Annotated in this window: 5 protein-coding genes and 1 pseudogene; all 6 read right to left on the bottom strand. The window is 60.5% G+C overall.

Annotation, left to right across the window (positions count from 1 at the left end; all coding sequences use genetic code 11):
• Positions 1 to 407, bottom strand: a pseudogene (locus tag AC07VL_RS27915) (hypothetical protein); the annotation flags it as partial.
• Positions 404 to 5,170 (bottom strand): autotransporter outer membrane beta-barrel domain-containing protein, encoded by a 4,767-nt coding sequence (locus AC07VL_RS27910; RefSeq protein WP_494808738.1) that lies wholly within the window; start codon positions 5,168 to 5,170, stop codon positions 404 to 406. The gene AC07VL_RS27910 and the pseudogene AC07VL_RS27915, both read right to left, overlap by 4 nt.
• 13 nt (positions 5,171 to 5,183) lie before the next feature.
• The gene (locus tag AC07VL_RS27905) at positions 5,184 to 5,687 is read right to left on the bottom strand and encodes an HK97-gp10 family putative phage morphogenesis protein (RefSeq protein WP_494808737.1); all 504 of its coding nucleotides are present in this window, start codon (positions 5,685 to 5,687) and stop codon (positions 5,184 to 5,186) included.
• Positions 5,688 to 5,722: 35 nt separating this feature from the next.
• Positions 5,723 to 6,046, bottom strand: a complete 324-nt coding sequence (locus AC07VL_RS27900; protein WP_494808736.1) for a hypothetical protein — start codon at positions 6,044 to 6,046, stop codon at positions 5,723 to 5,725.
• Positions 6,047 to 6,126: 80 nt separating this feature from the next.
• Positions 6,127 to 6,579: a hypothetical protein gene (locus AC07VL_RS27895; RefSeq protein ID WP_494808735.1), complete on the bottom strand. Its 453-nt coding sequence runs from the start codon at positions 6,577 to 6,579 to the stop codon at positions 6,127 to 6,129.
• A gap of 118 nt (positions 6,580 to 6,697) precedes the next feature.
• A partial coding sequence (locus AC07VL_RS27890) for a hypothetical protein (RefSeq protein WP_494808734.1) occupies positions 6,698 to 7,193 on the bottom strand: 496 nt, incomplete at its 5' end.

Here is a 7,193-nt window from a genome sequence, read left to right as displayed (position 1 = left end):
ATCGATTCGGGGCCAGCGCTGCTGACATCGGCGACCAGGCCATCGAAGACCAGGCGGAAGTCCGCGCGCGGCCAGCGTAGGTCGCCGAACCAGACCTTGATCGGCCGATTGCGCCAGACGTCGGCCAGCCAGCCGTCGAACGAGCCGTCGGTGTTGGCCAGCTCGATATCGCCGCCCGACAGGCCCGCCTCGCCCGTCAGGCTGATCTGCTCCGTGAAGGCCAGGCCACCCGTGGCCAGGGCCAGATACGCAGTGTTGGGCGGCACTTCCAGCGGGCCGGTGATATACGAGCGCGAAGCGATATACCGCGTCACTTCGGCACCTGCCACGCTCACCTGCACCTCGATCAGGGCCGTGCGGTGCGCCGCGTCATCCTGCAGCCATTCCAGAAGTTGCCCATCGTTCATTTCGAAAACTCCACTTGTTTTGCCCACGCAGAGGACTTGGTTGATTTATCGATGCCCGCCACGACGGTTTGTGCGGCCTTGTCGTTCGATTCGACCGTGGCCTGGATGGCGGCACCAGCGTTCCGGTTTGTGTCAGCGTTGAGTTTGTCGAGCTTCTCGTTCAGCCGCTTGATCTCGGCCACCAGGGCATCGGTATTGCCGCCGCCCTGGCTTGGCGCGCCACCGAAATAACGGCGCATGGCCGCCGCCGCTGGCGCGTCGACCACCACCTCGCCCCGGTGCAGCTCGGCCGCGTAGCCGTCAAACGGCACGCTGGCCAGGCCGCCGGCATGCGAGCCATCGAACTTGACGCCCAGGCCCGTGGCCGTGCCCATCGCCGCCTGCAGGTTGGCGATGGCTTGCGCTACCGTCAGCACGCTGTCGTTGATGGTGATCAGGCCCGATACCTGCGCCGTCAGGGCATCCAGGCTGGCCTGCTGCACGTCGACTTGCATGCCCGCCCATTTCAGCGCCTCGTCGTTGGCCGCCATCACGCGGGCGTAATCGGCCACATACTTGGCATCCGAGGCGTTGACCACCTGCGAGGCAGCCAGGAACGCCTGTTCGGCAGCCGACAGGCCCGACTGCGCCGTCGTGTCGCCGGCATTCGCTGCCGCCAGGGTCTTCTCGAACTGGGCCCGTGCCTCGGCATACTTCTGCTCCGGCGTCAGCGTCGACTGCGCACCCAGGGCCATGCTGGCGTTCAGGCCGTTGAGCGTGGCCACCCACGACTTCGACTTGTCCAGCGCCGTCTTAGCCGCCGCCGATTCCGTGTCGTAGGCCTTGGCCAGTGCATCCTTGGCAGATACCACGGCCTTGGCTGCCTGCACCTGGTCGAACAGTGCACGATTGACGTCGGCGATGCCGGCGCGCTGGATGGCCAGTAGCTGGGTTTCGCTTTTCGTCAGTTCGTTCAGCTGCTTCTGCAGATCCATGTGCTCGCTGGCGATCTCGCTGGCGGTTTTCACCACAGCGACGTAATCGCCAGTCGCTGCCGCCAGTTGGTTGGTGTAGTCAGCCCCCGCCTTGAACGCGGGTGCCAGGGCCAGCAGCTTGATATACATCTCCTGCCCGCTCGTGCTCGACAGGTCCAGGCCCAGCACCACCTGCTTGTACTGGTCGACCGTTTTTACGCCCGACATATTCAGCGCCGCCAGCGTGTCGGCGACGCTCGACAAAACCGGCGCCATCTGCTCGGCCTCGGTCAGGAAGTTTTCGGCAAAGAACTGAGTGCCGCTGATCAGCGCGTCGAGGGTACCCGCCAGCTTGACCAGGTTTTCGCGCGCACCGATGGTGGCCACGCCCACCGCGCCGAAGGCATCTTGCGACGTGCGGCCGATAAGCTGCAGCGCGGCGTCGACGCCAGCGTAGTTCCCGGCTACGCGCTGCAGGGTCGCGCTGAGTTCTTCGTTGCCGATCTTGAACTGACCGAGACTCGGGACCAGCTCCAACGCGATGGAGTTGCCCACCCCCTCGAAGAACTTGGTAACGGCGCCCAGCCTGTCCGCTTCCGTTGTGAGCCCGGTCAGATTAATGTTGAGCTCCTGGGCACGGTTGGCCAGGCTGGCGGTGTCGATACCCAGCGTGTTGGCCAGGGTGGCGGAGACGTTGCGGATGGCCGCGTAGGTCTCCACAAACGCATTGGACGTCGTGGCGTCGACGGCTTTACGATCCGTGTCAGACTTATCACTACGGAACCAACCACCTTTTTGCGTCCATTTAGCATACTCATTGCCGGTGAAACCGGTACCAGACAGCGTGCCGGTAATGCCAGTCTCCCCGTACTTTTTGTCGCCCATGCCGAAGGCACGGTTGGCCAAGCCACCGATAACGCCACCAATAGCGCCGCCAATAGCCGCGCCGATAGGGCCTCCCATGAATGCGCCGGCGACGGCGCCAATGCCCGTGCCGGCGTTCACCGTCGAGTTGCTACCATACTGGCCGGAGATCATCCGGCCACCCAGCACACCGGCAGCGATGCCGGCAGCGGCCGTCACCGCTGCGCCTGCATAGGCGCCGGCCGTCACCGCGCCAGCGCTGCCCACACCGCCCGAGGCAGCGTACAGGCCAGCAGCGTCGGCCGCGCCCACCAGCCCGGTACTGCCAAGTCCGGCGCCAAATGCCTCGATCGCGCTCGAGCCAAACAGCGTGCCCAGGCTGACCACGCTGGTGCCCAGGCCAGCCGTGATGCCGGCGAAGCCCTGCGTCGCGATGGTGTAGGCCGTCTTGGCGCTCTGCACCAGACCGCCGACGCCACCCAGCCCACCGGCCGCGCCGGTACCGCCCAGGCCACCAGCAGAGGCAATGCCTGCTACGCCGGTACCGGATACAGAGGCGCCGATATTCAGGATCCATTTTTTGATGGTCATCTGATACAGCAGGTCGAGCAGGCCGTTTTTCAGCGTGTCGCGCAGGCGATCAAATGCGGATTTTCCACTGTCGAAAATCGAGACAAACGTATCGTGCGCCGTCGAATCGATCGATTCCCACATTTTGCGGTTGGCCTCGATCTCGGGCTTGGCCAACTGGTTGCCGTACCAGGTCGAGTACTCTTCCTGCAGGCGCTTCTGCGCCTCGGTACCGGCGCCGGCCAGGGCGATACGTTCCTGCCACATGGCCGCGTCGATTTTCAGCAGTGCGGCGGCGCGCGCCTTTTCATCGAACAGCGATTCGGCAGCGAAGCGGCGATTCTCGTCGGCGAGCTGGGCGGCATAGCCCAGCGCCTTGGTCTGCGCCAGCGTGGCCTGCTCGACGCGCACGCGCACAGCTGCCTCTTCCGTCAGGCGCTTGATCTGGTCCTCGGTAACTACCTTGCCGGCCAATTTTTCCTGAAGCAGGAATTTCTCCAGCGAAGTTTGTTCGCGGACCGCCACCATGGCCAATTCACGCGCATCGCTGGACTTGCCCATCATCTGATATTCCCCCCCCAGCGCCGCGGCGGACTCCTGGCGCGCCAGCGTGCTTTCGCTGATAAATTTCACCACATCCTTTACGGTCTGCTGCGCCTTGACAGCGTCTTCTGTACTTTTGTTCAACGCCAGTTGGGCGACCGCTTCGGCTTTCAAGGTACTCAACCGGACCAGGTCTGCCCCGGACAGGTTCTTCTTGCTACGCTCTTCTTCCAGGTTTAACTTGATGGCGAATTTCTGGTTTTCAGTCGTAGCCAAGCCCGTAGCCAGCTCCATTTCGTTTTCGGCAGTCTTGGCCTTGATGGCCGCCACCAACATTGTCAGGCTGGCGACCTCTTTGTTGGTTGCAGCATCACCTTTGGCGCGTGCCTCCTGCGCTTGTCGATTCAGTCTTTCTTGCGCGATCAATAGATTCAGCTCTTCCGTACGTTTGGATTTTTGCGCCTCCGTCATGGTAATTGTGCCGTCTCTCAAGTCGGCGTTCATTTTGAGAAGCAGTCGCTGGCCCTCCGTCAGCGCAGCGCCCGTCTGAATTTCCAGTTTTTGCACAGCAATTTTTTGCTGAATTGCTTTGGTGAGGGCGTCATACTCCTTCTCTGAATCCTTAGTGACCGAAGGGTTGTCGGCACCAACAAGTGGGACAAGGGCCGGGACCGGCGCTGGCGCAGCACCTTTGCCGAGCGCGCTTGGATCGCCCAAACCGGTCTTGATGGCCACATATTTCAGGATCGATACCGTCATCGCCGTCGCGCTCTGGGCGACCTTGTCAAACCATTGGGATGCGGATTGCCCCCACTCCTTGATCTGCTCCCCGAAACTCGGCAACTTCGAGCCACTGCCATAGATATCGTTGAACGCGCTGACGATGGTATTTTTTGAATTCAGAATGGTCAGCGACGCCTCCGTAACTGCCGGGGTCAGGCTATTGGTCAGGAATGTGCTGACCTGTGCCCACATGCCTTTTCCGCCAGGTAGGATGTCGTGCCAGATTTTCCCCAGCCGCACCACGGCAGCGGCCTGCTCATCGGTTGTGGTCGCCGATAGGTCGCTGGCACGCGCAATATCTTCCAGCACCTGGACCTTGCCTTCAAAGCCGGCCTTGGAGGCGGCGGCATACTTTTCAGCCTCGCTGGACATAGCCGCGATCTTTTTCGCTACCTGGATGGTTACATCATCGGTCTTGAGCAACGCATTGTTCGCATCGACAATATCGACGCCGAGCTTGCTGAAGAATGTGCTGCCGTCGCTCGCAGCGGCTTCCTTCATTTTTTCGCGCAGCTTGACCATCGAAGCACCGAATTCCTGGGCGGTCACGCCAGACTTCAACGCGGTAGCCTCGAAGCGCGAAAACTGCGACGCCGTGATACCGCTTGAGATGGCCAAGCCGGCCAGCGCAGAATCAGCATCCAAGCCCTTTTTAACCAGCACGGCAATCGCAGCTGCAGCGGCGGTAACGGCCACGACGACGCCAATACCTATTTTCTTGATCAGACTATCGGACTTTTCTTCCGTTTCGCCAATCTTGTCTTTAGTCTTGCTCATGGCGCTGTTGAAACCAGGCAGCACGCTGATGACCTTACCGAACGCACTCGATGCGGAATCCGAGAACGAACTGAATGCCCCTTTGGACTTGTCGCCGATGCTGGAGAAGACCGACTTCAGCGAATCCCACATGCCGCCGGCCATGCTCTTGAGCTTATCAAAAATGGATGCAATGAAGCCCATGGACTCGCCGCCGATCTTCTTCGCCTCGGCCATGCCCTGCTTATACTTTTCAATATCAGCCATCAGGTGAACTTCAATGCCATGAAACATGCGCAACTCCAGTTTATTTTTTCAAGACCGCTTTGACTGCTTCCTCGACCAGTGCGATTGCATCGAGCGCGCGAGCATCCAGCGCCGGGCGCAAGAAGGGATGCGCCTGCATGCCGGGGTGATGCAGCGCCGAATACGAGCGGCCACCAAACGTCAGGCGCCGGCCATTGCGACCACGGATAACGTGCGCGGCCGCGCCGGTGAACTCGATGATGTGCGCATAAAAAACAATCGCACCGCTTGGTGTTTTTCCACCGGCCCTCACTGACGCGAACACACGGCCGCCTTTCTCTCCGAACGTCGCTCGAATGCTGTCGCGAAGGGCGCCGGGATAACCGCCGTAGGTCTTCGCGTTCTCGCCAGTTGGCCCTCCCACCGGACAGTTCTCCTTCGCCTGCGCTTCGATCAGTTTGGCGCCGGCGTACAGGCCTACACGCGCGCCCTGCTGCAGCTTCTTCGGCGAATCGTCCAGGTATTTCAGCCAGTCATCCAGACCGACCATAATTGAATCTGCCATGCTGATCCTCTTGAAAATGCAACGGAGAGCGGAAATCACGCCAAGAACCGGTCGATGCTGTGCTGCATATCTTTCGCTCGCGCCTGTCTGAGCACTGGTGCTGCGCCAAACGGCGGCGGACAATCACGCGCCGTTGCCTTATGCGATTCATCCAGGTATTCACTCGACAAGCGCCGCAACAGCCGCGCCTCCCATGGCTGAAAGTCGATATTGAGAAGTTCTTGCCAAGCCAACAATTCGACGCCAGTGACAGGACCGTTTCCCATGCCCACCGCCACCGTAGGGCCGAACTCAAACAAGTAATCCACCAGGTAGCCGCCCCACTCCAGCGGCGGCATTTCGATGGGCGTCTTGCTCAACCGCAGCACCTCGCGGCGAGATATCTCAGGCGGCGCCGGCGGCATGCCGGCAGGCAGCTTTGGGGCATCTGGAATCGCGTTTAGCCAGGCAGCGTGCCGGACGTAGCTGGCGAGCTGGTCGGCAACGGCTTTTTGAAGTTTCCCCGCTCACCCAGGAACTTCTCGACGTCATCGGCGATGTGGCCGATTTCGATATCGGAGTAGGTGCGCTTGAACAGTTCGTATCCGGCGCCCAGACCATCGCCGAAGTTGTTGAAACTGATCGTGCAGGCGGCCAGGAATTCAGCGCGCTCCTTGATCTTGTCTTCGGCGCTCTGCTTGGCGTCCGCTTTACCCTGCATACGATTGAACACACGCGCGCTGTTACGCTCTTCCGCTGCGTGGCGAGCCTTCTGGAATTCTTTCGTACCAGGGCTGTGCAGCGTGATGGTCAGTGCATTGCCGTGTTCATCGGCCTGCGGCTCGCCCGCGGCGTCGCGTACGACCATTTCTGCTGCTGCGGCGATAGCCAGTTGCTTGATGTTGAAGGTCATGATGGTGTTACCTTTCTTCTATATGCGGGAATATGGGCGCCAAGCCTGTCACCTCTCAATGAAAGAGATGGCAGAGCCGGTGCTGGTGAAGGATGCGGCTGGTGCCGCGTCGGGATGGTCAAGCAGTGATGGTGTCGCTCTGACGCAGCAGGACGAAATTGCCCTTGACGGCGTCGTTGCTGGTGCCGTTGTTTTCAACAAAGCTCTTCACCTGCGCAGTGAAAAAACGCTCCGCGCCGCCCTGCTTTTCGAGCTTGAACGCGGGGATGCTGTAGTCGTTGGCTGCGGCGGCAATGATGATCTGGCCAGCATCGGCTTCATTCCACGCGCATTCGAACGTGGCGTCAGGCAATTTGTAACTGCCTTTTTTTTCGCGATCACGCGCATTACCAACCGTCGACAAGATCGCGGTGCTGTATTCGCGGCCGTTGACGCTGCCGACATTGGTGATCAGCCCCACCTCGACCCAGGTGAGTGCAGCGTATGCAGCTGCGGTGTCAGTTGCCGGGCGCGTCGTACTGACGAAAAGCCGTGTCTTGGCGACTGTTTCAAAGTCATCTTCAAATGCCATGATGTTACCTTTCAAAAAAAAGCCCGCTCGCTGAAATGCGATA

The organism is Janthinobacterium sp. GW821-FHT03C08, from assembly GCF_059420905.1.
The sequence above is the reverse complement of the archived record's forward strand: the minus strand, read 5'-3'. Positions and strand labels throughout refer to the sequence as shown.